This is a genomic window from Streptomyces macrosporus (genome assembly GCF_039533145.1).
Lineage (GTDB): Bacteria > Actinomycetota > Actinomycetes > Streptomycetales > Streptomycetaceae > Streptomyces > Streptomyces macrosporus.
This window is the reverse complement of the sequence record NZ_BAAASZ010000003.1, coordinates 265459-289499: the sequence shown is the minus strand read 5'-3', so window position 1 is coordinate 289499 and position 24041 is coordinate 265459. Positions and strand designations below refer to the sequence as shown.

Genomic DNA, 24041 nt, shown 5'->3' with positions numbered 1-24041 from the left:
GCGGCGGAACGCCGGCGCGGAATCAAGTGTCATGGTAAACGCGGGAGTTGTCTCCTGTCCCGCCGAACCGGCCGAGACGCACGCGGTGTTCGACGGAGTTCACGGTGGGGAAGGGACGTCTCGGCGCATCCACGAGGAGGGACGGAAGCCGTGACCCCGAGAGTCGACACCACCGAGGCGTCCGACGGAGTGCCCGTGGCCACCTACACCTGGCTGCCCCGGGACACACCGCCCCGCGCGCTGGTGCGGATCGCCCACGGCGCGGCCGAACACGCCCGGCGCTACGACCGGTTCGCCCGCTTCCTGGCCGACCACGGCTACGCGGTCGTCGCCTCCGACCACCGAGGCCACGGCGCCACCGCCCGCCACACCGGTGGATACGGCGTGGTGGGGGAGAGCGGCTGGCGGGCCGTGGTGGAGGACCTGAAGGCGGTCGGCGACCGGCTGCGCGCGGAGGTGCCCGGCGTCCCCCACGTCCTCCTCGGGCACAGCATGGGCTCGCAGCTCGCCCGGGACTACGCCCAGGAACACGGCGGGGAGCTGGCCGGACTGATCCTCTCGGGGACGTTCCGCTCGCTGCCCGGCGCGGAGACGCAGACCGCGGTGGAGCGGCTGGAGGAGGAGATCGCCCGCGGGGGCCGCGGTGCCCTCTCCGCCTTCGTGCCCGACCTCTTCGCCTCCTTCAACGACCCCTACGAACACCGCACCGGCTTCGAGTGGCTCTCCCGCGACGCGTCGGAGGTCGACCGCTACGTCGCCGACGAGGCGTGCGGCTTCCCGTTCAGCGCGGGCCTGTCGCTGGACTGGGTGCTCGGGGTGCGCAAGATCAACGACCCGCGGCAGCTCGACCGCGTCCCGCGCGACCTGCCGGTGCACGTCGCGGTCGGCGACCGGGACCCCTGCCACCAGGGCATGACGCTGGTCTACGAACTCCTGGAGGACTTCCGCTACCTGGGGCTGCGGGAGGTCACCTGGCGGGCGTACGAGGGCGCCCGGCACGAGATCCTGAACGAGACCAACCGCGACGAGGTCCAGGCCGACCTGCTGGCCTGGCTCGACCGGCACGTGTGAGGACGCCCGCCCGCGTCGGACGTCCGACGCGGGCGGCGGTCGGGCGGACGGCGGTCATCGGGCGGCGCGGGCGGTGAAGGCCGTGATCCGCTCCCGCAGCGAGCGGGGGTCCAGTCCGTGCGCCGCCAGGTGCTCCTCGACCGTGCCGTAGCGGCGCAGCTCGGCCCGCGCGGTGCCCAGCCCGAGCACCCGGTGCGGAACGTCGGCGAGGGCGTCGGCGACCGCGGCCGTGGAGGTGCCCGCCAGGTACGGCTCGACGAGGACGACCTCGGCCGCGTCCGCGTCCGCGACGGCCGCCCGCAGGGCCCGGGCGTCGAAGGGGCGGACGGTGGCGGCGTACAGGACCGTCGCGTCCAGGCCCTCGCAGGCGGCGAGGACGCCGTCCAGCAGCGGACCGACCGCCACCACCACGGGGGTCCCGGGCCGGCCGCGCCGGACGGTGAGGAGGCCCTCGCCGGTGACCGGCCGGGGGCGGGCGTTGGTCTGCGCCGACAGCCGGACGTACACCTTCTCGTCCCCGGCCCCGTACGCGTGCCGCAGCAGGGTCTCGGCCTCGTCGGGGTGGCCGGGCACGTGGACGGTCCAGCCGTCCAGGGTGTCCAGCAGCGCCACGTCGCCCGGCGACATGTGGGTGAAGCCCCCGGCCGGCCAGTCGTAGGAGCCCCCGGCGCTCACCAGCACCCCGCCCACCCCCTGGTGTCCGAAGTCCAGCTTCACCTGCTCGAAGGGGCGCTCGACCAGGAAGGAGGCGAAGGTGTGCAGCACCGGGCGCAGCCCGGTCAGGGCCAGTCCGCCGCCCACTCCGATCAGCAGTTGCTCCCGGATGCCGACGTTGATCACCCGGTCGGGGTGGCGTTCGGCGGCCCGGCGGAAGCCGTCCACGCCGATCTCGGCGAGGACGACCGCCAGGCGCGGGTCCTCGTCCAGCAGGCGGGAGGTGACGGAGGCGAAGCGTTCGCGCATGGTGTCCACGGTGGAGGGGGCCCTTTCGGCGGGAGGACGGCTCGGGGGAGGGGAGGAAACGGAGAGGGGACGGAAGAGGAAAGGGGCGGGGGTCAGGCGTTCTTGGGCTCGACGCGGGCGATCACCGCGTGCGGACGTCCGGGGTGCGGCCGGGTGTACGCGGCGTACAGCGCCTCGTGGTCGCGGCCGTCCACGGTCGCCACCGACCAGCCCGCGGCCGTGAAGCGGGCGGCGATGCCGCCGGGCAGGGCGTGGGAGGCCGAGGAGTTGTCGATCACCAGGGTGTGCAGCCGGTCGAGCCCGGTCGCCCCGGCGAAGGCGATGGCCTCGTGGTTGCTGCCCTCGTCCAGTTCGGCGTCCCCGACCAGCACCCACACCCGCGGGTCGGCCTGCCCCCGGGCGCGCAGTCCGAGCACCATCCCCACGGCCAGCGGGAGCCCGTGCCCGAGCGAGCCGCTGCCGATCTCGACGCCGGGGACCAGCGTCCGGTCCGGGTGGTGGCCCAGCGGGGAGTCGTAGGAGCCGAAGCCGGACAGCCGGTCGACGGGGAGGAAGCCCCGGGCGGCGAGCACGGCGTAGTACGCCATGGGGCCGTGCCCCTTGGAGAGCAGGAAGCGGTCCCGGCCGGGGTCGTCGACGCGGGCGGGGGAGACGCGCAGCACCCGGTCGTAGAGGACCCACAGGGCGTCCAGGGTGGAGGTGGCGGCCGGCCCGTGCTTCTCGTCGCCGGTCATCAGGGACATCAGCGCGGGGAGGTCGGCGTACCCGTACGCGCGGTCCGGCGCGGCGGGGGGCGGGATGGAGTTCGCTGTCATGGTCAGGAGGTTGCAACCTCAAGTCGCCTTGAGGTCAAGTCGGATATGCTCGGCGTCATGACCGACCGAGACGGACGACTCTCCATCGGCGAACTGGCCGCCCGTTCCGGCGTCGCCCCCTCCGCCCTGCGCTACTACGAGGAGCTGGGGCTGATCCACTCCGAGCGCACCTCGGGCAACCAGCGTCGCTACCCCCGCACCGCGCTGCGCCGGGTCGCCTTCGTACGGGCCGCCCAGCGGGTCGGCCTGTCCCTGGAGGAGGTCCGCGTCGCACTGGACCGGCTGCCCGCGGACCGGGCGCCCAACGCCACGGAGTGGAACACCGTGGCCCGCACCTGGCAACGGAGGATCGACGACCGGATCGCCGAGCTGGAGCGGCTCAAGGAGCGGCTGACCGGCTGCATCGGCTGCGGCTGCCTCAGCCTGCGCAAGTGCGGCCTGTACAACCCGCACGACGTCGCCGGGACGCGCGGCTCGGGCGCCCGCTACCTGATGGAGGAGACCGAGCCGGAGCCGGAGCCCGTGGAGGCGGGACGCTGCCGCTGAGGCCCCGGCCGCGCGGCCGGGGTTTCCCCCCGGTCGCGCACGGGCACTCGCCCGGCGCGAGACCCGGGAGGTGCAACACGATGGCCGACATCTCCGAACCGGAGCTGGAAGCGCTGTGGGACGAGTTCCACGGCGTGGTCAACATGACCTCGAACGAGCTGGGAGCCTGGCTCAGGACGAGCGACGCCGGCGAACGGGGCGAGGAGCTGCCCGAACGGGCCGGCTCGGAGAAGGGGCAGCAGGTGCTCGCGATCCTGCGGAAGCGGCGCACCGACCTCACCGACGAGGACGTCCGGGTGATGCGCGAGGTGGTGGACACCGTCACCGCCGAACGCGAGCGGGTGCGCGTCGCGGACGCCGTACGGGACCCCGGCTGGCGGCACCGGATGATGTCGCTGGGGCACGACCCCGTCAAGACGACCTGACGCCCGCGGCCCCTCTTCTCCGGATTCCCCCGGACATCCCCTCCGGACCTCCGCGCGCGTTCCTCCGCCCTGCTCCGCCTTCCGTGCTTCCCCGGTGCCGGCGGCGGTCGCTACTGCCCGGCCGCCATCGGCAGCGCGCAGCCCAGGCTCTCCGGAGGGCCGGGCCGGGCGTAGTACCAGCCCTGGGCGGAATCGCAGCCCAGCTCGCGCAGTTGCTCCGCCTGGACCGCGGTCTCCACGCCCTCGACCGTCACGGCCAGGTCGAGGGCGTGGGCCAGCGAGACGATGCCCTCGACGACCTTGAGGTCGACCGGATCGGCGGGGTGCCGCTGGAGACCCCGGGTGAAGGACCGGTCCAGCTTCAGCGTGCTCGCGGGCAGCCGGCGCAGGCTCGCCAGGTTGGAGTAGCCCGTGCCGAAGTCGTCCAGGGCGATCCGCACGCCCAGGTCGGCGAGTTGCCGTAAGGGCTTCAGCTCGTCGTCGTCGGCGCGGATGAGGGCGCTCTCGGTGACCTCCAGGCACAGCGAGGACGGGGCGAGCCCGGCGCTCTCCAGGATCGTCACGGTCTCCGACACCAGCTCCGGGTGGCGCAACTGCCGCGGCGAGAGGTTGACGTTCACCCGCAGCGGCCGGGCCCCGCCGATGCCGCGCACCTGCCACTCGCACGCCTGCCGCACGGCCTGCTCCAGCACCCAGCGGCCGAGCGGCACGATCAGCCCGGTGTGCTCGGCGAGCGGGATGAAGCGGTCCGGACCCAGCACCCCGTGGCGCGGATGGGCCCAGCGCACCAGGGCCTCGGCGCCCTCCACGCTGCCGTCGTCCATCCGCACCAGCGGCTGGTACTCGATGAAGAACTCCTCCTTCTCCAGGGCGGCGGGCAGGTGGGTGGTCAGCATGTGGCGGCTGATGGTGCGGGCGTCGGAGTCGGGATCGGCCAGTTCGTAGCGGTTGCCGCCGCGGGCCTTGGCCCGGTACATGGTGATGTCGGCGCTGCGCAGCACCTCCGCCGGCGTCAGCTCCCCGACCGGCCCCTCGACGATGCCGATGCTGGCGCGCACGGCCAGCTCCCGGCCGCCCAGCGGGATCGGGGTGGAGAGCGCGTCCAGCGCCCGCTGGGCCAGGTCGGTCACCTCCGAGGGCGACACCGGGTCGCTCACCAGCGCCACGAACTCGTCGCCGCCGATCCGCGCCACCATCTGGCGCGGGGAGGTCACGCAGCTCTGCAACCGCTCGGCCACGTTGACCAGCAACTGGTCGCCCACGGCGTGGCCGAGGCTGTCGTTGACGGTCTTGAAGCCGTCCAGGTCCAGGTAGCACAGGCCGATCCGGGCGGTGCCGGAGTCGGGGGAGAGGGCGTGCTCCAGGCGCTCGAAGAACATCGTGCGGTTGGGCAGGTCCGTCAGCGCGTCGTGGGTGGCCTCGTAGCGCAGCCGGAGGTTCAGCAGCCGCCGCTCGGTGATGTCCTCCATCAGCGCCAGCATGTAGCGCGGCTCGCCGTCGGGGTCGCGCAGCAGCGAGACGGTCAGGTTGGTCCACAGCACGGTGCCGTCGCTGCGCGTGTACGGCTTCTCCACCCGGTAGTGGTCGCGCTCGCCGCGCACCAGCTCGTCGTGGCACCGCCAGACGCCCGGGGCGTCGTCGGGATGGACCCAGTCGGAGACCCGGCGGCTGCGCACGTGGTGCTCCGAGCCGCCGAACATCCTGGCCAGCGCGGTGTTGACGTCCAGGATGCGGCCCTCCATGTCCGCGATCCCGATGCCGATGGCGGCCCCTTCGAAGACGGCCCGGAAACGGGTCTCGCTCTCGTGGAGGGCCTTCTCCACGGTCTCGCGCGCGGCGAGCGCGGCCCGGGAGAGCGCCTCCTGCTCGGAGCGGGTGCGCTCCTGGAGGGCCTGGGCGAACCCGGCCGAGATGGCGTGCTGGAGCCGGGCGCAGCGGGCCCGTCCCTCCTCGGTGGGCAGCACCGCCGGATCGCTGCAGTACAGCAGCAGGTAGGCGTCGACCACGCCGAGCACCTGCGTCAGCGCGTCGGGGGTGGTGCAGTGCGCCTCGACGAGCGCCGCCCCCACCGCGCGCCCCGGCGACGGGTCGAAGGGACGGGCGTGGAGCGCGTCGCCGAGCAGGCGTGCCAGGGGGAGCAGGTGGTTCTCGAACTCGGCGCGGGTCATGGACGTGGCCGTGGCGGGGTAGACCGCGCGGCTCCAGATCCTGGTGAAGCGGCGGTGTCCGTCGTTGAGATCGTCGGGACCGTCCGGCGCGGGAGGGCGGTCGGACTCGGGCGGTCTCCGGGCCGATGGGATCACGCCTTGCGTCCCACTCCGCCGAAGCCCGTGAAGACCACGGGATCCTCCTGGTCCACCGGGCCGTCCGGACGCCAGTTCGGCATGGACACCAGACCCGGCTCGACCATCTCGAAGCCGTCGAAGAACCGTTCCACCTCGGGGCGGGAGCGGAGGATCAGCGGCGAGCCGATGTCGCGGTAGACGCCCTCCACCTCGTCCCCCTGCTCCGGCCTGCGCGGTCCGCCCTCGGTCGAGGCGTGGGTGAGGACCAGCAGGCTGCCCGGGGCGAGCGCGTCGCGCAGCTCGGCCACCTTCCCCCACGGGTCGTCGTGGTCCTCCAGGAAGTGCAGCAGCGCCACCAGCAGCAGCGCCACCGGCTTCTCCAGGTCCAGCAGGCGCTTCACCTCGGCGCTGTCGAGGATGTCCCCGGGGACGCGGAGGTCGGCGGACACGACGCCGGTGCGGTCCTCGTCGCCCTCCAGGACGGCCCGGCCGTGGGCCACGGCCACGGGATCGTTGTCGACGTAGACGACCCGGGCCTCGGGGGCGGCGGCCCGGGCGACCTCGTGGACGTTGCCGAAGGTCGGTATGCCCGAGCCTATGTCGAGGAACTGCGTCACGCCCTCGGCCACGGCGAAGCGGACGGCCCGGCGCATGAATGCGCGGTTGGCCTGCATGATCTTGGGAAGCCCGGGGAACGCCTCGATGGCCCGCCGGGCCGCTTCCCGGTCCGCCTCGAAGTTGTGCGACCCGCCCAGGTAGTAGTCGTAGATGCGGGAAACGCTCGGTACGGACGGGTCGATGCCCTGTGGAGCCCAGGCGGGACGCTCCATGGAAGTCTCCAACCGGTAGCCGAATATGACACTGGGACTCCTGAGGCTACTGATCCCAGGCGAACAGGTACACGGATTCTCGACGGCTGCGTTCCGGACGCAACCCGCTACGTATAGCTTGCCCCGGTTCCTCCGTGTGGTTAATCGCGACGGCGACCGTGTTTTCCGGCCGTCGACACGGAAACCCGAAGAGAATGAGCACCACCGACCACAGCGAACTCCCACTGCCCGACTACGACCATCTGTCCGTGGGCGAACTGGAGCACCGCATCCGGTCCCTTCCGCACGAGGCTCTGGAACAGCTGCTCCGTTACGAGCGCGAACACGCGGACCGTGCCCATGTGACCGCGCTGCTGACGGCTCGTCTCCGCCAACTGGAAGAGGGCAGCCCCCAGTCGCCCGGCAGCAGCGTGCCGCCCTCCGGCCCCAAGGGCGAACCCGGCGGCTCCCCCGTCAGCCCGGCCACCTCGCCGGAGCCGTACAACCCGCCGCCGCACGGAACCCCCGACCAGCCCGCCAAGCCGGTGGGCAACCGCTTCCGCTGACGGTCGTCCCCGGACGTCCCGGCCCCCGGGGCCCTGTCCTCGCCCCGGGGGCCGGTTCCCGCGTGCCCGGAATCAGTCCTCCGTGGCGCGGGTGGACGGCAGCAGCTCCCGGATGTCCGCCGGCAGGACGTGGCCGACCTTGAGCATCAATTCGGGGGAGACCGCCGCGTCCAGCACCTCCAGGACCGCCGTCGCCTCCCGCACGGCGGTGTCCTCCGGCACCCGGGACCGCCAGGCCACCCGCCCGGCGAAGGTGGTCAGGTCGAACGGCTCGCCGTGGCTGCGGGCGTCGGCCCGGCGCCGCGGCGAGGTCTCGTCCCCGGCCACCACCCGACGCAGCGACTCCGCGGCCTCCCCGGGCAGTTGGGCCGCCAGATGGTCGGCCACCCCGTCCGGCATCCGCTCGGCCAGCGTCTCCAGCGTGGCCCGCACGGCCCGCTCCGCCGACTGCCGGTCGGGCAGTCCCGCACGCGCCTGTACCTGGCCGGTGAACTCCTCGTAGCGCATGGTGCGCACCTTCCTCCGGGGCGCTCCGGATCCTCCCGGACCTTCCGATCTCCCCCACCCCCGGATGCGGGTGACCCGATCGGTGGGTGTCGACACCTTCCGTTTCCGTGGTCGGAGGCGGGGAATCCGGTACGAATACGGACCATCGGAGGTGAGGCACGTGCCAGGACGGAAGGAGCTTCCTTCGACCCTGGAGCGCTCTCCCGAGGAGGCGCAGCGCACCTGGATCAAGGCGCACGACTCCGCCGTGCAGGAGTACGGCGAGGGCCGGCGCGCCCACCAGACGGCCTTCAGCGCCCTCAAGCACAAGTTCGAGAAGGTGGGCGACCACTGGGAGCGCAAGGAGGGCGGACGCAAGGGGCCCTCGGACGAGCGGGCCGCCCGCCCGCGCGGGAAGGGCGGACGCTCCGGCGAGGGCGTCGACGAGAACGCCACCAAGGAGCACCTGTACTCGATCGCCCAGCGGCTCGGCATCGACGGCCGTTCCCGGATGACCAAGGACGAACTGCTGAGGGCCATCCGCAAGGCGAACCGCTCCGAGACGCGCAAGGCACGCTCGTAGGACCCGGCGCCCGCGGCGCGTCCGCGGGCGTCCGGCCCCCGGCGCCGCTCCACCGCCTCAGCCGACGTACCGGCGGGCGGTGGGGCGGCGCTGTGCGTCCTCCAGCAGCCGCAGCCTCCCCTCCACCTCCGCGGGCACCACCCGGCGCTCGCGCAGCACCCACGGCAGCCCGGCCAGGGCCCGCCCGAACGCCCGAGCCGACGCCGCGTCGCGCGGCACCGTACGGGCCAGGAACCAGGTGCGGCGCAGCGCCGCGGGCAGCGGGCGGCGCAGCCAGGTGAACCACAGTGTGTTCCGCAGCCCGTCCTCCCGGCGCCTCGTCGCGTCCCGCGCCGCCGAGGGCGCGTGGTGGACCGTCAGCTCCTCGGCATGGACCAGCCACCAGCCGCGCGCGGCCAGGTCGACGGCGAGCAACTCCTCCTCCCCGCCCAGCCACAGCCGCGGCGAGAAGCCGCCCGCCGCGCGGAAGGCGTCGACGCGCAGCACGGTCGCCCCGGCCAGGAAGGAGCCCAGCGCCGGGCCGGGCAGCCACTCGGGCCCGCTCAGCGGCGAGTCGCGCAGCTCGGCGACGATCGGGTCCTCGGTGCCGTCGGGCTCCACCACGATGCGCGCCGTGACCGCCGCCAGCCCCGGATGCGCGTCCAGCAGGTCGGCCGCCGCGCGCAGCGAGCCCGGCTCCCACCACGTGTCGTCGTCGCAGAAGGCCACGTACGGGGTGGTGACGCGCTCCACCGCCACGTTGCGGCCCACCGCCCCCAGGTTCCGCTCCGCCCGCAGCAGCCGCACCCACGGGTGGACGCGCGCCACGGTCTCGACCGTGCCGTCCGAGGAGGCGTTGTCGACGACGAACACCGCCGGGCGCTCGGGCAGTTCGGCCAACCGGCCCAGGGTGCGCAACAGCTCCTCGCGGCGGTTGTGGGTGATCACCACGACCGAGACCCGGGGATCGGCGTCCCGGGTCTCGGCGAGTTCGGCGGTCGCGGAGGGCTCGGTGCTCTCAGGGGCCACGGTGTTGTCCTTCCACACGGCGTGCGGCTTCCTCTACGTACGGCGGCAGGGGCCTGCGGGCGCGCAGGGCCGCGGGCAGGGCGACCAGCACCTCGCGCAGGGCGCGTCGGGCCACCGGGTCGCGGCGGGCCTCGGCGGCCAGCGCGCGGGTGCGGCGCAGGGCCAGCGGCAGCGGACGGCGCAACCAGCAGGTGAGCAGTTCGTTGCGGCGCACCCGGACGCCGCGGCCGGACCGGGGGGAGGGGTCCGGATGGTGGTGCGCGGTGATCTCGGGGCAGTAGCTGACCCCCCAGCCCCGGGCGGACAGGTCGTAGGCGAGCAGGGTCTCCTCGGCGCCGAAGAACAGCAGCGGATGGAACCCCCCGGCGTCCAGGAACGCCGACCGCCGCACCACCGAGGCGCACCCCAGGAACCCCAGCACCTGCGGGCCGGGCAGGTCCTCGGCCCGGCCCAGCGGCGAGGTGTCCAACAGCGTGTTGATCGGATCGGGCGTCTCCCGGGGCCCCACACAGGTGCGCGCGGCGATCAGCCCCAGCCGGGGGTGCCGGCGCATCAGCTCGGCCGCCCGCGCCAGCGCGCCCGGCTCCCACCAGGAGTCGTCGTCGCTGAAGGCGACAGAGGGGGTGCCGATCGCCTCCACGCCCAGGTTGCGGGCGATCGCCCCGCGGTTGACGGGCAGCGGCAGCAGGTTCACCCGCGGGAACAGCGTCGAGACCATGGTGCGGGTGTGGTCGGTGGAGGCGTTGTCGACCACCAGGACCGGCGGTCGCTCGGGCAGCTCCGTCAGCCGGCGCAGGGTCCGCGCGAGGCTGTCGGCGCGGTTGCGGGTGGCGATGACCACGCCGATCGACGGGTCCGTCATGCGGCACGTACCTCCGGTAGGCGGGACAGGGCGGCCAGCACCTCCTCCGGCCGGATGCGCAGCAGCAGCGGGTCGGGGTCGCGGCCGTGCGGGTCCCCCGGCGGACCGGGATGCCACAGCACCTTGTGGTGCGGCAGGTCCGGCGGGCCCCACAGCGCCGGCGGGACCGGCCCGAAGAGGGTGACCGAGGGCGTGCCGTGGGCGACCGCCAGATGGGCGATCCCGGTGTCGCCGCTCACCACGGCCGAGGCGTCGGCCACCAGCGCGGACAGCCGGTCCAGGGGCGGGCCGCCGAGGACGTCCGCGTCGGGCAGGTCGGCCAGCTTGGCCAGGCGCGCCGTCAGATCGTGCTCGTCCGGCCCGCCGGTGACCACCACCCGGCGCCCGGCCCGCCGCAGCTCGGCGGCGACGGCCGCGTACCGCTCCACGGGCCAGCGGCGCGCCGGCGACCCCGCGCCCGGGTGGAGCACCACCGCGCCCGGTGCGGGGGAGACCGCGTCGGGACGGGGCAGGCGCAGGTCCCGCGGATCGGCCGGGACGCCGTACCGGGCCAGGAAGCGGCACCAGCGGTCCCGTTCGTGCTCCTCGGCGTACCACTCGGGCCCGTCGGGGGCCGCGAAGGCCCACAGCCGGCGCGGATTCAGCCGCTCCAGGGGCCGCATGCTCTCCGGGCCCTTGCCGTGCAGGTCGACGGCGACGTCCGGGGGCGGCCCCCGCCAGTCGATCTCCTCGGGCACGGCGCGGCCGGGCGCCGCGGCGTGCAGCAGGGTGTCCACGGCGCCGGCGAGGCGGACCAGCGGCGCCAACTCCCGCGGCGCGGCCAGCACGATCTCGTGCCGCCGGAACTCCCGCCGCAGCGCCCGCAGCGCGGGCACCCCGGCCAGCAGGTCGCCCAGGCCCAGCGCGCGCAGCACCAGCACCCGGGGCCGGTGGGGGGCGCCCGCCGAGCCGTTCACCGCATCGGTCACCCGGCCGCTCACCGGACCGGGTTCCGGGCCACGGACACCGCCGCGCGCGCCGCGATGCGGCTGCTGGAGCGGCCGTCCAGGTACGGCAGCAGCACCACCTGCCCGCCCCAGCTCTCCACCAGGTCCGCCTCGGGCAGGTCGGCGAGCGCGTAGTCGCCGCCCTTGACCCACACGTCCGGGCGGAGACGTCCCAGCAGCTCCTCCGGGGTGTCCTCGTCGAACACCGCGACCGCGTCCACGCACTCCAGCGCGCGGAGCACCCGGATGCGGTCGGCCAGGGGGTTGATGGGCCGGCCCGGACCCTTGCGGCGGCGCACGGAGGCGTCGGAGTTGAGGCAGACCACCAGGCAGTCGCCGGTGCGCCGGGCCGCCTGGAGCAGCCCCACGTGCCCGGCGTGCAGCAGGTCGAAGCAGCCGCCGGTGGCCACCACGGTGCCGCCCGCCGCCCGCACCCGGGCCACGAGCTGCTCGGCGTCCTCGCCGGAGGGGGGCGGGGGCGCGGCCCGGTCGGGGAAGGCCAGCGCGCCCGCGCCCCCGGCCGCCACGTACCCGGTGGCGGCGGCCACCGCGCCCCGCACGGCCGTCTCGGGGAGCGCGCCGTCGGCGAGCAGTCCGGCGGCGCTGGCCGCGAACTGGTCGCCCGCGCCGCAGGAGTCGCCGCTGTGCCGGGCGGGCGCGGGCACCAGCAGCGGATGGTCGCCGTAGGAGAGCAGGGCGCCCCGGTCGCCGAGGGTGACGACCACCGAGCCGACGCCCCAGGCGTCGGCCAGCGCCCGCGCGTGCCGGGCGGCCGTGTGCAGGTTCTCCGGCTCCTCCGTCCCGCCCGCCGAGCCCGGCCGGTCCCCGCCGCCCAGACGGGAGGCGAACAGCCGGGCCTCCTTCGCCGTCGGGGTCACCAGCCGGGTGCCGGGCACCGGCTCCCGGCCGCGCGGGTGCGGGTCCCACACCAGCGGCACCCGGGCGGCCCGCTTCGCCAGCAGTCCGCGCACCACCTCCGCGGTGCCCCGGCCGTAGTCGGAGACCAGCAGGGCCGGGGCCGAGGCGATGGCCTCGCGGACCTCCTCGGGCACGGCACCGGAGGGGTCCGCCGCGGCCCGGCCGTCGCCCCGGTCCATCCGGACCACCGGACGTCCCCCGGCCAGCACGCGGGTCTTCTCCGACAGGGAGCCGTCCAGCGGCAGCGCGGCCACGGTGACCCAGGGGGCCAGCATCTCGCGCAGCCGCGCGCTGGCCGGGTCCTCGCCCAGCGCGGTCACCAGGGTGACCTCGCGTCCGCCGAGCGCCGCCACGTAGGCGGCCAGGGCGGCGCCGCCCGGACGCAGCAGCTCCTCGCAGTCGTCCAGCACCGGCACCGGGGCGTCCGGCGCCAGACGCTCGGCGTGGCCCACCAGATCACGGTCGAGCAGGGCGTCGCCGACCACCACCAGCGGCGTGGCGGCGGACGGGAACGAGGGCTCCTCAGGCGTCGGCGGTGTCGTCGGCGGCATCGTCCGTCCCCCCTTCCAGCACGTGCTCCAGCGCCGCGTCGAAGGCGGCGCACACCATGTGCACCGTCACCAGGTGGAGTTCCTGCACGGTCGCGGTGGTGTCCGCGCGGACGCACAGCGACTCGTCGCCGGCCGCGGCCAGCGGGTTGGGCGCGGGGCCGGTGAGCGCCCACACCGACATCCCCGCCTCGCGTCCGGCCTCGGCGGCCGACAGCAGGTTGGCGCTGGCACCGCTGGTCGACAGCAGCATCAACACGTCGCCCTCGCGGCCGTGGGCCCGCACCTGCCGGGCGAAGACCTCGTCCACGCCGTAGTCGTTGGCGATGGCGGTGGTGGAGGAGGTGTCGGCGTGCAGGGCGATGGCGGAGAACGGCGGACGGTCCTCGCGGTAGCGGCCCACCAGCTCGGCGGTCAGGTGCTGGGCCTGGGCGGCGCTGCCGCCGTTCCCGGCCGCCAGCAGCCGCCCGCCGCCGGCCAGCACCCTCGCCAGCCGCTCGCCCCAGCGCCGTGCGGTGTCGGCCTGGGCGCGGAAGGGGACGAGGGCCCGCGACAGCGCGTCGCAGTGGGCGGTCACGGCCCCGTCGACCGGGGCGGCCCGGACGCCGTGCCCGGGCTTCGACGCCGCGTGGGGCGCGGACGTGCGGGTGGTCTTGGTCCTGGGTGTCGTCGTCATCGGATCGCCCCCGTCGGAACGCGGTGGCCGGAGACCACCTGGGCGTACACCTGCTCGGCGCCGTCGGCGACCCGCTCCCACGAGAAGCGGGCCAAGGCGCGTTTCCGGCCGGCCTCGCCGTAGCGCCGCAGCAGCTCCGGCGAGCCGGTCAGCTCGTTGACGGCGCGGGCGAGCGCACCGGGGTCCCCGGGGGGCACCAGCCGCCCGGTCACCTTGTCGGCGACCGAGTCCAGATGGCCGCCGACGCCGGTGGCGACGATCGGCACCCCGCAGGCCATGGCCTCCAGCGGGACGATGCCGAACGGCTCGTAGCGCGGCGTGGACAGCACCAGGTCGGCGCCGCGGATCAGACCGGGCATCCGCTCGTGCGGCACGGCCCCCAGCAGCCGCACCCGGTCCGCCACACCCAGCTCCTCGGCCAGCCGCCGCAGCCGCCGGGCCTCGGGATCGGACGCCAGCAGCGCGGGCTCGGGGCCGCCGGCGATCAGCAGTTCGGCGTCGGGGATCTCCGCCAGCGCCGTGATCGACTGGTCGAACCCCTTGCGCGGCACCAGACGGCCGATCGCCAGCAGCCGGTGGCGGAAGCGCCGCCCGCCGCCGCCGGTCGGGGCCTCGGTGGGGACGTGGGGGCCGAACTCGTCGGTGTCCACGCCGCACGGCACGACGGAGGCGCGCTCCGGCGGCACGCCCATGGCGGTCAGCTCGAACACCTCGTCGGTGCAGGTCGCCATGATGCGGCTGCACTCGCGTCCGATCCGCCGCTCCACGTCGATCCGCTCGGGCGGGCTGGTGTCGTCCGCGCCCTGGTGGCGCCGCTTGACGGTGCCCAGGGCGTGGAAGGTCTGCACGACGGGGACGCCCAGCCCGCGCGCGCCGGCCAGCGCGGCCAGCCCCGACATCCAGAAGTGCGCGTGCGCCACGTGCGGCCGCTGCGCGGACCAGCGGCGGGCCAGGTGGGCGCCGAAGGCGGGCATGTGCTCCAGCAGGTCGTCCTTGGGCACCGGCCGCGCCGGTCCCGCGGGCACGTGCTCGACGGTGACGCCGGGGCCGAACGGCACCCGGTCGGGCGGCTCGGGGGCGTCCCGACGCGTGTAGACGGTGACGAGGTGACCCCGCCGGGCGAGCGCCTTGGACAGGTGGGCGACGTACACGTTCTGGCCACCGGCGTCGGGGCCGCCGAGCGCCGCGAGGGGACTCGCGTGCTCGGACACCATGGCGATCCTCATCGGGTCACTTCCTTCGTCAGCCGTTCCCAGTCGTCCAGGAAGCGCGACAGCCCGTAACGGGCCAGCGCCGCCGTCCGGGCCCTCTCGCCGACCGCGCGCGCGTGGGCGGGGTCGGCGATGAAGTCGCGCACGGCGTCGGTCAGTACGTCGAGCCGGTTGGAGAGCACCCCGGCTCCCTCGGGCACGGCCTCGGACGCCTCGGTGGTGTCCAGGGCGACCACGGGCATGCCCAGGTGCATGGCCTCCAGCAGGGACAGTCCGAGCGAGGTCCAGCGGATCGGGTGGACGTACACCCGTCGCCTGGCCATCGCCCGGTGCAGCTCCCGCTGGGGGAGGTCGTGGGAACGGCAGCGGTCCTCGGGCAGGCCGAGCCGCTCGGCCACCCCCTCGGTTCGCATGCCGAAGACGTCCAGGGGCGCGGTCCGCGCGAAGTGGGGCAGCAGGTCGGTTCCGGTGGTGCGACCGCGCCGCAGCGGCTCGTTGACCACCACGGCCGCCCGCGCCAGGTCACCGGTCCACAGCGGCCCGGGGTCGACGATCCCGTGCTCGATGACGGTGGTGGGCGCGGAGCCGCAGTCCCAGAACAGCCGGTTGAAGTGGGTGACGTGGACGATCGTCAGGTCCGTGCGGTCCGCCATGGGGTGACGGGTGTCGGGCACGTTCCCGTCCGGCGCGTTGTGCTCCAGGTAGACGGCGGGGACGTCGCGCCCCGGCCGTCTGCCCAACCAGCGCTCGGCGAGGTCGAGTTCGTGCGGACGCTGGAGCACCACCAGGTCGACGTCCGTCTCCCGGAGCTGCTCGGGCGTCGACTCCACCACGCTGTCGGGCCAGTCGAAGGTGACGGCGCGGCCGAGCCCGTCGGGGCCCCGGTCGGGGGTGACGGGCACCAGATAGGTGTGCGGGCCCTGGACGAACGCGGTGGTCCAGGAGCCGTGCACGTGCCACAGCAGGATCCTCATACGGCACCTCCCCGGCCGTCCTCGGCGGCTGTTTCCCGTCGACCGCCTTCGGCGGCCGTTCCGTGTCGACCGCCTTCGGCGGCGACCTTCTCCACGGCGGCGACCACGTCCTCCGGGGTCACCCGGTCCAGGCAGGGGTGCCCGGGGACCGGGCAGACCCGGGCCCGGGTGCCGGCGCACGGCGCCCGCTGGTCGCCCAGCAGCACCAGCGGCACGCGGAAGGGGGCCCAGCGTTCGGCCGGGACGACGGGGGAGAAGAGCGAGACCACCGGTGTTCCCACGGCGGCGGCCAGATGGGCCGGCCCGGTGTTCCCGGTGACCACGGCCTTCGCCCCCGCGAGCACCCCGGCCAGCAGCTCCGGGGAGGTGCGCCCGCCCAGGTCGAGCCCGTCCGACCCCGCCACGTACGCGGTCAGCTCGCGCTCCTCGGGCACGCCGGTCACCACCACCCGGTGCCCGGCCGCGGCCAGGGCGGCCACGGCCTTCGCCGACAGCTCCGGGCTCCAGTGGCGGGCGGGCACGCTCGCCCCCGGGTGCAGGACGACGTAGCCCGGCGGGCCGGCCAGCGTCCGCGCCGAGGGCGGCGGCAGCACCCGCAGCCGTCCGTCGTCGCCGGCGGGCAGCGGGAAGCCCGCCGCCTCGGCCAGCGCCAGCGCGGCCTCCGCCTCGTGCGCGTGCTCGTCGCGCCGGTGGCGCACGTCCAGCAGGGAACCGGGGTAGTGGACGCTGTCGGCGGCGATGCGCGCGACGCCCGCCATCCGCAGCACCAGCGCGGTCGGCAGGGGGCTCTGGTGGGCCGAGGCCAGGATCAGGGCGGTGTCGCAGCGCCGGGCCGCGATCTCCTCGACGGCCTTGTCGACGCCGGCCCGGTCGGTGGGGGGCGGGTCGAAGCCCACCCAGGGGGCGTCCCAGACCAGGACCTCGTCCACGCCGGGCAGCATCCGCGCGGCGGGGGCGCCGCGCGGGCCGCACAGCAGCGTCACCCGCTCGGCGCGCGCCGCCACGGCGCGCACCGCCGGACCGGCCAGGAGCACGTCGCCGAAGCTGTCCAGGCGTGCGACCAGAGCTCTCATGACGGCCTCCGGGCGGTCGGTCGGGCGGCGGAACGGACCAGGACGTGCGCGGGACGGCGGACGGCGGGGCGCTCCCCGACGGGGACGGACACCGGCGCCCGGTCCGGGCCGGCGCCCTCCCGGCCGTGCCCTCCGGGCGGGCCGCCCGGCACGTCGAGCGCGCCGTCCAGCACGGCGCGCACGGCGGTGAGCAGGTCGGGGGCGACCACCGGCGCGTCCCGGACCTCCTCCGGCAGCGTGACGGGGGTGGGGACCAGGACGCCGCGGGCGCCCGCGGCCCGCGCCGCGCCCATGTCGGAGCCGATGTCCCCGACGACCACGCACTCGGCGGGGGCCACGCCCAGCCGCCGGGCGACGTCCAGCACCAGGCCGGGGGCGGGCTTGCGGCACGCGCAGCCGTCGTCGGGGCCGTGCGGGCAGACGGCCCAGGCGTTCACCGGGCCGAGGAGTTCGTCGATCCGGGCGTGCACCCGGCCCATGTCGTCCCAGCCGATCAGTCCGCGGGCGATCCCGGACTGGTTGGTGACCACCGCGGTCGGCACCCCGCGGGAGCGCAGCAGCGCCATCGCCTCGACCGCGCCCGGCATCGGACGCACCAGCGCCGGGTCGCCGTTGTAGGGGACGTCCTCCACGAGGGTCCCGTCCCGGTCGAAGAGCACCGCGCGCACCGCCGTCATGCCTCGCCCTCCCGGTCGCTCCCGTTCCCGGCGGGGCCGGGGGTCCCGTCCGCGCGGCCCCCGACCGCGTCCCAGGGGGAGGCGTGGCGGTGGCGCAGCGTCCCGGCCAACCGGTGCCAGACCGCCAGCGGCGGTATGAGCGGGCTCGTCGCCAGCATGGTCGCGACCTCCTCGCGGGTCCGGGGCCCCGGGGCGATCCGGGCCCGGGCGAACTCGGCCGTGCCCAGCAGCCACCCCGCCCCCGCCAGGGCGGCACCGCGCCGCCGCCCGGCCGCGGCCAGGGCGAGCGCCGCCAGCCCGGCGGCGGTGGTCAGGGTGTGGCGGCGGATGCGGCCCTTGGGCGCGGCGGCCCGCCGCCACCAGGTGGGGCCGTGCAGCCGCAGCATCAGCGCGTCGTCGGCGTTGCCGCGCTGCATGCGCAGCGACACCCAGCGGTCCGCGGGCCGCACCGGGTGCGTGGTCAGCCGGCTGCCGCGGCGGATGCGCCAGCCGTCGTCCAGGATCCGCAGCGCCAGGTCGGCGTCCTCGCGGAAGGCGCGGGGGAAGCGCTCGTCGAAGCCGCCGACCGCCTTGAGCGCCTCGGTGCGGTAGGCCATGTCGGCCGTGGCCCACTGGGCGCGGGCCAGTCCGGCGGTGTTGCGCTCCCAGTCCGTGGGCCGCCGTCCGGTGGGCAGCGGCACGTCCAGGATGCCCTGCACCCCGGCGACGGTGGGGTCGGCGTCGGCCAGGTCGCGGACGAGGGCCTCGCGCCAGCGGGCACCGACCCGCACGTCGTCGTCGAGGAAGGCCACCCAGGGGGCGGTGACCAGCCGCCAGCCGGCGTTGCGGGCGCCGGCCGGGCCCAGGCCGCCGGTCTGCACCACGCCGGCGCGCTCCCGCAGCGGTCCCAGGGCGTCCAGCGGCAGTTCCTCGCGGAGCGGTTCGGGTTGCGGACGGTCGTCCACGATCACGATCTCGCGCGGCTCGGGGCCGATCGACTCGCCGAGCGCCGCCAGGCAGTCCGCCAGACAGGGGCGCCCGACGGTGGGTATGACCACGGAGTAGTCGGTGGCGGCCTGGTGGGGGGCGCTCATGCGAACGCCTTCCCGCGGCGGACCGCGAACGGGCCGATCGCCAGCAGGTCCACGGGCGAGGAGCCGAAGCACTCCAGCGCGTCGCGGGGGGAGTCCACCATGGGGCGTCCGGCGGTGTTGAGGCTGGTGTTGACCACCACCGGCAGTCCGGTGCGGCGCTCGAAGGCGTCCAGCATCCGCGCCACCAGCGGCTCGCCGTCGGGGTCGACGGTCTGGATGCGGGCGGTGCCGTCGACGTGCACCACGGCCGGGATGCGGCTCCGCCACTCGCGGGCCACGTCGTGCACGAAGAGCATGTACGGGCTGGGGAGCGGGCCGTCGAAGATCTCCGCGGCCCGGCGTTCGAGGACCATGGGGGCCACCGGGCGGAACTCCTCGCGCCCCTTGACCCGGTTGAGCCGGTCCAGGTTCTCCGCCCGGCCCGGGTGGGCGAGGAGCGAACGGTGGCCCAGGGCCCGCGGACCGTACTCGCTGCGCCCCTGGAACCAGGCGACGATGCCGTCGGCGGCGAGGGTCTCGGCGACCGTCTCGGCGATGTCGGCGGGCCGCTCGTAGGGGACGGCCGCCTCGTCGAGGAAGCTCCGGATCTCCTCGTCCGTCCAGCCGCGGCCCAGGTCGGCGCCGGGCATCGGAAGCGGGGACTCGTCGTGCGCGGCGGCCAGGTGGAGGGCCGCGCCCAGCGCGGTGCCCGCGTCGCCGGCCGCGGGCTGCACCCACACCCGGCGGTAGGGGCCCCGGGCGGCGATCCTGGAGTTGGCCACGCAGTTGAGGGCGACGCCGCCGGCCATGGTCAGCTCCTCGCCGCCGCTCTCCGCGTGCAGCCAGCTCACCAGGTCCAGCAGGGTCTCCTCCAGCACGGCCTGGGCGCTGGCGGCCAGGTCGGCGTGCTCCTGCGTCCACTCGGTGCCCGGCCGGCGCGCCGGGGCGAGCGAGGCCCACTCCACCCCGTGCGCCCGGAAGCCGCCCTTGCCGGTGGCGTGCACCCACTCCCGCAGCTCCGGCAGGAACCGCGGCTTGCCGTAGGAGGCGAGCGCCATCACCTTGTACTCGTCGCTGGAGCGCAGGAAGCCCAGGTGCTCGGTCAGCTCCTCGTAGACCAGCCCGAGGGAGTGCGGCAGCCGCTGGGCGGCCAGCACCTCCAACCGGTCGCCGTGGTAGCGCCCGGACAGGTGGGAGGCGGACTCGCCGCGGCCGTCGAGCACCAGCACGGCGGTGTCGCGGTGGGGTCCGGCGATGCCGGCGGAGGCGGCGTGCGCCATGTGGTGGGGCACGAAGCGGACGATGGACGGGTCCAGCCCCGGCAGCGCCTCGGCGAGGAAGGACGGGGCGCGCCGGGCGTACTCCTGGCGCAGGTGGTCCCACGGGTCGTTCAGGCCGAGGGAGTCGGCCGGGGCGGCCAGGTCGGGGTCGAAGGAGTAGGCGACGGCGTCGAGGTCCGCGGGGGTGAGCCCGGCCTGCCTCAGACACCAGGCCGCGGACTGCTCGGGCATCTCCCACGCGGAGAAGGGCACCGGCCGCTTGCCGTGCTTGCGTCGGCTGAACCGCTCCTCCTCCGCCGCCGCGACCGTCCTGCCGTCGATCACGAGCGCCGCTGCCGGGTCGTGGAAGACGGCGTTGATGCCGAGGATGCGCATAGAGAGTGCCTCCGTTGTCCGTCCCGCGTGGCGCCGGGATGCCTGGCCTCCGTGGTTACCCTCAGCAGCGCCGTCAAACGTGAGAGATCGACTCTTTCGGGGGGAACCGACTCCCGAGAGTGAACGAGAGCGGGCGGCGCGGGCCGGTCGCGGCGCGGGGGAGGACCTGGGAAAACGCGGGAAAGGCGCGGGAAAGGCGCGAAAGGATGTGAAAAGAGGCGTCAGGCGGCCCGGCGGGCGAACCACTCGATGGTCCGCTCCAGCCCCTCCTGCCAGTCGACGCGCGGCTCCCAGCCCAGCTTCTCCCTGGCCAGCGTGGTGTCCGGGCGGCGCCGGGCGGGGTCGTCGCCGGGGCGCTCGACGAAGGTGATCGGGGACGAGGAGCCGGTGAGCTTGACGATCCGGCGGGCGATGTCGAGCACCGTGGTCTCCTCCTCGCCGCCGATGTTGACCGGCCCCGCGAGGTTACTCTCCGCGAGCGCCACGATGCCCGCCACGGTGTCGTCGACGTAGCACAGCGAGCGGGTCTGGCTGCCGTCCCCGGCCACCGTCAGCGGCTCGCCGGCCAGGGCCTGACGGATGAAGGTGGGCACCGCGCGGCCGTCCCCGGCCCGCATCCGCGGCCCGTAGGAGTTGAAGATCCGCACGATCGCGGTGTCCGTGCCGCGCGCCCGCCGGTGGGCGGTGACCAGGGCCTCGGCGTACCGCTTGGCCTCGTCGTAGACACTGCGCGGGCCGACGGGGTTGACGTTGCCCCAGTAGTCCTCGCGCTGCGGGTGGACCCGCGGGTCGCCGTACACCTCGGAGGTGGAGGCCAGCACCATCCGGGCGCCGTCGCGGGCGGCCAGTTCCAGGGCGTTGCGGGTGCCGCTGCTGCCGGTCTCCAGGGTCTCCAGCGGCAGCCGCAGGTAGTCCGCCGGGGAGGCGGGGCAGGCCAGGTGGAACACCAGGTCGAAGGGGCCGCCGGGCAGGTCCGTCAGGGCGTCCGGCGCGCACACGTCGCGCCGCAGGAAGGCGAAGCCCGGACGGTCGAGCAGAGGGGCGACGTTGCCCTCGGCACCCGAGATCAGGTTGTCCACGGCGACCACCCGCCAGCCGTCGTCGAGCAGCCGTTCGCACAGGTGCGAGCCCACGAACCCGGCGCCGCCGGTCACCACGGCCCGCCGGTCACGTTCACCCTTCATCGAGCAACCTCATTCCCTGTGGATTCCCTGTGGCTGGTGTAAGGAGGTGGCCTGCTGCGTACTCGGGAGACATGAACGACACGCACCCGGACCCGGACCCGAAGCGGACGCCCGGCCTCGAGGGCGGCGGCGGAGTGCCGCCCGGCGAGACGCCGCCCGGCGAGAGCAGCACGCCCGCGGGAGCTCCGGACCAGAACGCCAACACGCCCAGCGGATGGGGCCCCGTTCCGCTGATCGCGCTGCTGGTCCTGGCGGTCCTCGTGGCCGCGTTCTTCATCGCCTACGCAGTGGCGCTGTGACTCCGAGTCCCCGAATGACAGCACGGAAAACACGGAGGGCACTGCTCACGGGGTGGTTCACCTTCCTGCACGGCGAGGTCACGGCCGGGGACGAGCTGGCCCTGCGCCGCGTCCAGGAGGTGCTGGACCGCTCCGGCATTCCCTACGACACCGCCTGGAGTCCCGGCTTCCGGCCCGACGCCCTGAGCCTGGAGGACGCCCACCCCGAGCGGTACAGCCATCTGGTCTTCGTCTGCGGCCCCCTCCACGGCCCCCGGGTCGCCGCACTCCACGAGCGCTACGCCCGCTGCGTGCGCATCGCCGTGGGCGTGTCCGTCATAGATCCCGACGACCCCGCCGTGCGCGGCTTCCACCGCGTCCTGCCGCGCGACGCGCCCGGCGTCCGGCCGTACCCCGACCTGGCAGCCGCCGCGCCCCGGCAGCCCGCCACCCCGGTCGCCGGGGTGGTGCTCACCCGCGGGCAGGGCGAGTACGGGCGGCGCCGCCGCCACGCCGAGGTCGCCGAGCGGGTCACCGGCTGGCTCGCGGAACGGGACTGCGCCCGGGTGGAGCTGGACACCCGACTGGCCCGCGACGACTGGCGGCTGTGCCGCACCTCGGCCCAGTTCCAGTCCGTCCTGGCCCGGCTCGACGTGGTGGTCACCGACCGGCTGCACGGTCTGGTGCTGGCCCTGTGCGCCGGGGTGCCGGCGCTGGCCGTCGACCCGGTGGCGGGCGGCGCGAAGGTGACCGCCCAGGCGCGGGCGTACCGGTGGCCCGCCCTGGTCCCGGTCGAGCGGCTCACGCCGGGGGAGCTGGACCGTTGGTGGAGGTGGTGCCTGGTCTCGGGGCGGGCGGCGGCGCGGCGCAGGAGGGACGCCTTCCGCGACCTCCCCGAGCAGGACGATCCCGGTGCCGCGCTGGTGGCGGCCCTGCGGGAGCGTCCGGCGGCCGTGCGCGGCTGAGCCGCCCGCCGGGCGCCCCCGCCCGTGGGGCCTCGTGGGGCGGCGCGTCAGGGCCGGGCGCCCACCCCGGTGGCGATCTCGTGCAGCCGTCCGCCCTCGGCCACGGGCGCCAGCGGGGCCGTCGGCGCGCCCGCGACCTCCCGCATGCCGCGCAGCAGGTCCCGGAGCGCCTCCCGCGCCGAGTGCCGCGGGGTCCAGCCCAACTCCCGTTCGGCCCGGCCGCGGTCCATCACCGGCAGCCGCAGGAACGCGTCGAACAGCTCCGGCGCGGCGGGCGCCAGCCGCAGCCGCCACGCGGCGGCCACCGCCGCCCGCACCGGTCCCAGCGGCAGCCGCACGACCCGCGCGCCCAGCAGGTCGGCCAGCACGGACGCGTCGACCACCGGGTCGGCGGCCAGGTTGAAGGCGCCGTGCACCGGCTGGACGATCGCGAGCCGGTACGCCTCGGCGGCGTCCTCGGTGTGCAGCACCTGGAAGCGCAGCCCCGGCAGGTCCGGCACGACGGGCACCAGGGCGGACCGGACCAGCCGCTGGGGCAGGAACGGCCCGGCGAACAGCCGCCGCTGCTCGCTCGCCGACTCCCGCTTGAAGATGAAGCCGGGCCGCATCCGCACCACGCGGATTCCGGGGTGGTCGCGCTCGAAGCCGTCCAACAGCCGCTCCACGTACGCCTTCTCCCGGCAGTACGCGGCGTCCGGCCGGCCGCCGTGGGTCGGCCACGACTCGTCCACGGGCCGGTCCCCGGGCCCGGGGGAGTAGGCGCCCACCGAGGAGGCGTACACCACCGCGGGCACCTCGGCCGCCGCCACCGCGCGCAGCACCCGGCCGGTGCCCAGCACGTTGGTGCGCCAGGTGGTCAGCGGATCGCGCATGGGCTGCATCAGCCAGGCCAGGTGGACCACGACGTCCGCGCCCCGGAACAGGTCCGTCAGCCGCTCCTCGACGGCCTGCCCCATCCGGTCGTCGCCGCCGCCGTCGGGCCGGCCGTCGCCGCCGGCCCCGATGTCCACGCTCGCCCATCGGGTCTTCGGGGGCGTCCACAGGGGCACGCGGCGGGCGATGCCCAGCACCGAGGCGATGCCGGGGTCGTCCCCCAGCCGCGCCAGCACCGAGGTGCCCACGTTGCCGGTGGCGCCCAGGACCACCACGCGCAGGCCCGTCGCCTCGTCCCGCTCGCTCATCTCGCCATCTCCCCTCGCGCGGCCCGGCCGCGCCGTGTCCTTCGGATGTGCGTCCTTCGAACCGTTCGCCCTTCGGGTGCTTCCGCCGTCCCGCGTCTCCCCACGTGCGGACGGCGCTGCGCTGGGTACCCGTGTGTCCGGCGGGGAAACGATCCGCCCGGCGTCCGGGCGACCGCGACCCCCACCCCGCCACCGGGCCGAGCGACGGCCCGGAACCCACACACAATCGGTGTTTCCGCCCCCG

Annotated in this window: 25 protein-coding genes; 7 read left to right on the top strand and 18 right to left on the bottom strand. The window is 75.5% G+C overall.

Annotation, left to right across the window (positions count from 1 at the left end):
• The first annotated feature begins 150 nt into the window (after positions 1–150).
• A complete protein-coding gene (locus ABD335_RS01750) occupies positions 151–1071 on the top strand; it encodes an alpha/beta fold hydrolase (protein ID WP_344320188.1) in 921 nt (306 codons plus the stop codon).
• Positions 1072–1125: 54 nt separating this feature from the next.
• Here ABD335_RS01750 and ABD335_RS01745 read toward each other — a convergent pair whose 3' ends face one another.
• Positions 1126–2043, bottom strand: a complete 918-nt coding sequence (locus ABD335_RS01745) for a transketolase family protein (RefSeq protein WP_344320187.1) — start codon at positions 2041–2043, stop codon at positions 1126–1128.
• An 83-nt stretch (positions 2044–2126) separates the two neighbouring features.
• Entirely contained in the window at positions 2127–2849 is a 723-nt protein-coding gene (locus ABD335_RS01740) for a transketolase (protein ID WP_344320186.1), read from the bottom strand.
• 57 nt (positions 2850–2906) lie between these two features.
• Between ABD335_RS01740 and soxR the strand changes: the two genes are divergently transcribed.
• A complete protein-coding gene (soxR, locus tag ABD335_RS01735; RefSeq protein ID WP_344320185.1) occupies positions 2907–3395 on the top strand; it encodes a redox-sensitive transcriptional activator SoxR in 489 nt (162 codons plus the stop codon).
• 80 nt (positions 3396–3475) lie between these two features.
• Positions 3476–3820 (top strand): DUF3140 domain-containing protein, encoded by a 345-nt coding sequence (locus ABD335_RS01730; RefSeq protein WP_344320184.1) that lies wholly within the window; start codon positions 3476–3478, stop codon positions 3818–3820.
• 110 nt (positions 3821–3930) lie between these two features.
• Here ABD335_RS01730 and ABD335_RS01725 read toward each other — a convergent pair whose 3' ends face one another.
• Together ABD335_RS01725 and ABD335_RS01720 are read right to left on the bottom strand one after the other, a co-directional pair.
• Positions 3931–6123, bottom strand: coding sequence for a putative bifunctional diguanylate cyclase/phosphodiesterase (locus tag ABD335_RS01725; RefSeq protein WP_425583522.1), 2193 nt, complete (start codon positions 6121–6123; stop codon positions 3931–3933).
• Positions 6120–6935, bottom strand: a complete 816-nt coding sequence (locus ABD335_RS01720) for an SAM-dependent methyltransferase (RefSeq protein WP_344320183.1) — start codon at positions 6933–6935, stop codon at positions 6120–6122. Before ABD335_RS01720 ends, ABD335_RS01725 begins: the two co-directional genes overlap by 4 nt.
• 194 nt (positions 6936–7129) lie before the next feature.
• Here ABD335_RS01720 and ABD335_RS01715 point away from each other — a divergent pair, with 194 nt between their 5' ends.
• The gene (locus tag ABD335_RS01715) at positions 7130–7480 is read left to right on the top strand and encodes a DUF8129 domain-containing protein (protein WP_344320182.1); all 351 of its coding nucleotides are present in this window, start codon (positions 7130–7132) and stop codon (positions 7478–7480) included.
• A gap of 72 nt (positions 7481–7552) precedes the next feature.
• Here ABD335_RS01715 and ABD335_RS01710 read toward each other — a convergent pair whose 3' ends face one another.
• Positions 7553–7987: a DUF2267 domain-containing protein gene (locus ABD335_RS01710; protein ID WP_344320181.1), complete on the bottom strand. Its 435-nt coding sequence runs from the start codon at positions 7985–7987 to the stop codon at positions 7553–7555.
• A 160-nt stretch (positions 7988–8147) separates the two neighbouring features.
• Here ABD335_RS01710 and ABD335_RS01705 point away from each other — a divergent pair, with 160 nt between their 5' ends.
• Positions 8148–8549, top strand: coding sequence for a ChaB family protein (locus ABD335_RS01705; RefSeq protein ID WP_344320180.1), 402 nt, complete (start codon positions 8148–8150; stop codon positions 8547–8549).
• 57 nt (positions 8550–8606) lie between these two features.
• On the opposite strand, the gene ABD335_RS01700 is transcribed toward ABD335_RS01705, so the two are convergent.
• The 12 genes from ABD335_RS01700 to ABD335_RS01645 form a co-directional block, all read right to left on the bottom strand.
• On the bottom strand, positions 8607–9557 hold the full coding sequence (locus ABD335_RS01700; RefSeq protein ID WP_344320179.1) for a glycosyltransferase family 2 protein: 951 nt from the start codon (positions 9555–9557) through the stop codon (positions 8607–8609).
• Positions 9547–10419: a glycosyltransferase family 2 protein gene (locus ABD335_RS01695; RefSeq protein WP_344320178.1), complete on the bottom strand. Its 873-nt coding sequence runs from the start codon at positions 10417–10419 to the stop codon at positions 9547–9549. The genes ABD335_RS01700 and ABD335_RS01695 overlap by 11 nt, the downstream gene beginning before the upstream one ends.
• On the bottom strand, positions 10416–11387 hold the full coding sequence (locus ABD335_RS01690; RefSeq protein ID WP_344320177.1) for a glycosyltransferase family 9 protein: 972 nt from the start codon (positions 11385–11387) through the stop codon (positions 10416–10418). Before ABD335_RS01690 ends, ABD335_RS01695 begins: the two co-directional genes overlap by 4 nt.
• Before the next feature lie 8 nt (positions 11388–11395).
• The gene (rfaE2, locus tag ABD335_RS01685; protein ID WP_344320176.1) at positions 11396–12874 is read right to left on the bottom strand and encodes a D-glycero-beta-D-manno-heptose 1-phosphate adenylyltransferase; all 1479 of its coding nucleotides are present in this window, start codon (positions 12872–12874) and stop codon (positions 11396–11398) included.
• Positions 12846–13547, bottom strand: coding sequence for a D-sedoheptulose-7-phosphate isomerase (locus ABD335_RS01680; RefSeq protein WP_344320175.1), 702 nt, complete (start codon positions 13545–13547; stop codon positions 12846–12848). Before ABD335_RS01680 ends, rfaE2 begins: the two co-directional genes overlap by 29 nt.
• Positions 13544–14773, bottom strand: coding sequence for a glycosyltransferase (locus tag ABD335_RS01675; RefSeq protein WP_344320174.1), 1230 nt, complete (start codon positions 14771–14773; stop codon positions 13544–13546). The genes ABD335_RS01680 and ABD335_RS01675 overlap by 4 nt, the downstream gene beginning before the upstream one ends.
• Positions 14770–15732 (bottom strand): glycosyltransferase, encoded by a 963-nt coding sequence (locus ABD335_RS01670; RefSeq protein WP_344320173.1) that lies wholly within the window; start codon positions 15730–15732, stop codon positions 14770–14772. The genes ABD335_RS01675 and ABD335_RS01670 overlap by 4 nt, the downstream gene beginning before the upstream one ends.
• Positions 15729–16805: a glycosyltransferase family 9 protein gene (locus ABD335_RS01665; RefSeq protein WP_344320172.1), complete on the bottom strand. Its 1077-nt coding sequence runs from the start codon at positions 16803–16805 to the stop codon at positions 15729–15731. Before ABD335_RS01665 ends, ABD335_RS01670 begins: the two co-directional genes overlap by 4 nt.
• Positions 16802–17482, bottom strand: a complete 681-nt coding sequence (locus ABD335_RS01660) for a D-glycero-alpha-D-manno-heptose-1,7-bisphosphate 7-phosphatase (RefSeq protein ID WP_344320171.1) — start codon at positions 17480–17482, stop codon at positions 16802–16804. The genes ABD335_RS01665 and ABD335_RS01660 overlap by 4 nt, the downstream gene beginning before the upstream one ends.
• Positions 17479–18555, bottom strand: coding sequence for a glycosyltransferase family 2 protein (locus ABD335_RS01655; RefSeq protein ID WP_344320170.1), 1077 nt, complete (start codon positions 18553–18555; stop codon positions 17479–17481). The genes ABD335_RS01660 and ABD335_RS01655 overlap by 4 nt, the downstream gene beginning before the upstream one ends.
• Positions 18552–20189, bottom strand: a complete 1638-nt coding sequence (locus tag ABD335_RS01650; RefSeq protein WP_344320169.1) for a carbamoyltransferase family protein — start codon at positions 20187–20189, stop codon at positions 18552–18554. Before ABD335_RS01650 ends, ABD335_RS01655 begins: the two co-directional genes overlap by 4 nt.
• A gap of 221 nt (positions 20190–20410) precedes the next feature.
• The gene (locus tag ABD335_RS01645; protein ID WP_344320168.1) at positions 20411–21373 is read right to left on the bottom strand and encodes a UDP-glucuronic acid decarboxylase family protein; all 963 of its coding nucleotides are present in this window, start codon (positions 21371–21373) and stop codon (positions 20411–20413) included.
• A 71-nt stretch (positions 21374–21444) separates the two neighbouring features.
• On the opposite strand from ABD335_RS01645, the gene ABD335_RS01640 reads away from it, so the two are divergent.
• Both ABD335_RS01640 and ABD335_RS01635 read left to right on the top strand, forming a co-directional pair.
• The gene (locus tag ABD335_RS01640; RefSeq protein ID WP_344320167.1) at positions 21445–21672 is read left to right on the top strand and encodes a DUF6480 family protein; all 228 of its coding nucleotides are present in this window, start codon (positions 21445–21447) and stop codon (positions 21670–21672) included.
• 14 nt (positions 21673–21686) lie between these two features.
• Positions 21687–22616, top strand: a complete 930-nt coding sequence (locus tag ABD335_RS01635; RefSeq protein WP_344320166.1) for a polysaccharide pyruvyl transferase family protein — start codon at positions 21687–21689, stop codon at positions 22614–22616.
• 47 nt (positions 22617–22663) lie between these two features.
• Here the strand turns inward: ABD335_RS01635 and ABD335_RS01630 are convergent, their stop codons facing one another.
• Positions 22664–23797: an NAD-dependent epimerase/dehydratase family protein gene (locus ABD335_RS01630; RefSeq protein ID WP_344320165.1), complete on the bottom strand. Its 1134-nt coding sequence runs from the start codon at positions 23795–23797 to the stop codon at positions 22664–22666.
• Between the last annotated feature and the right edge of the window lie 244 nt (positions 23798–24041).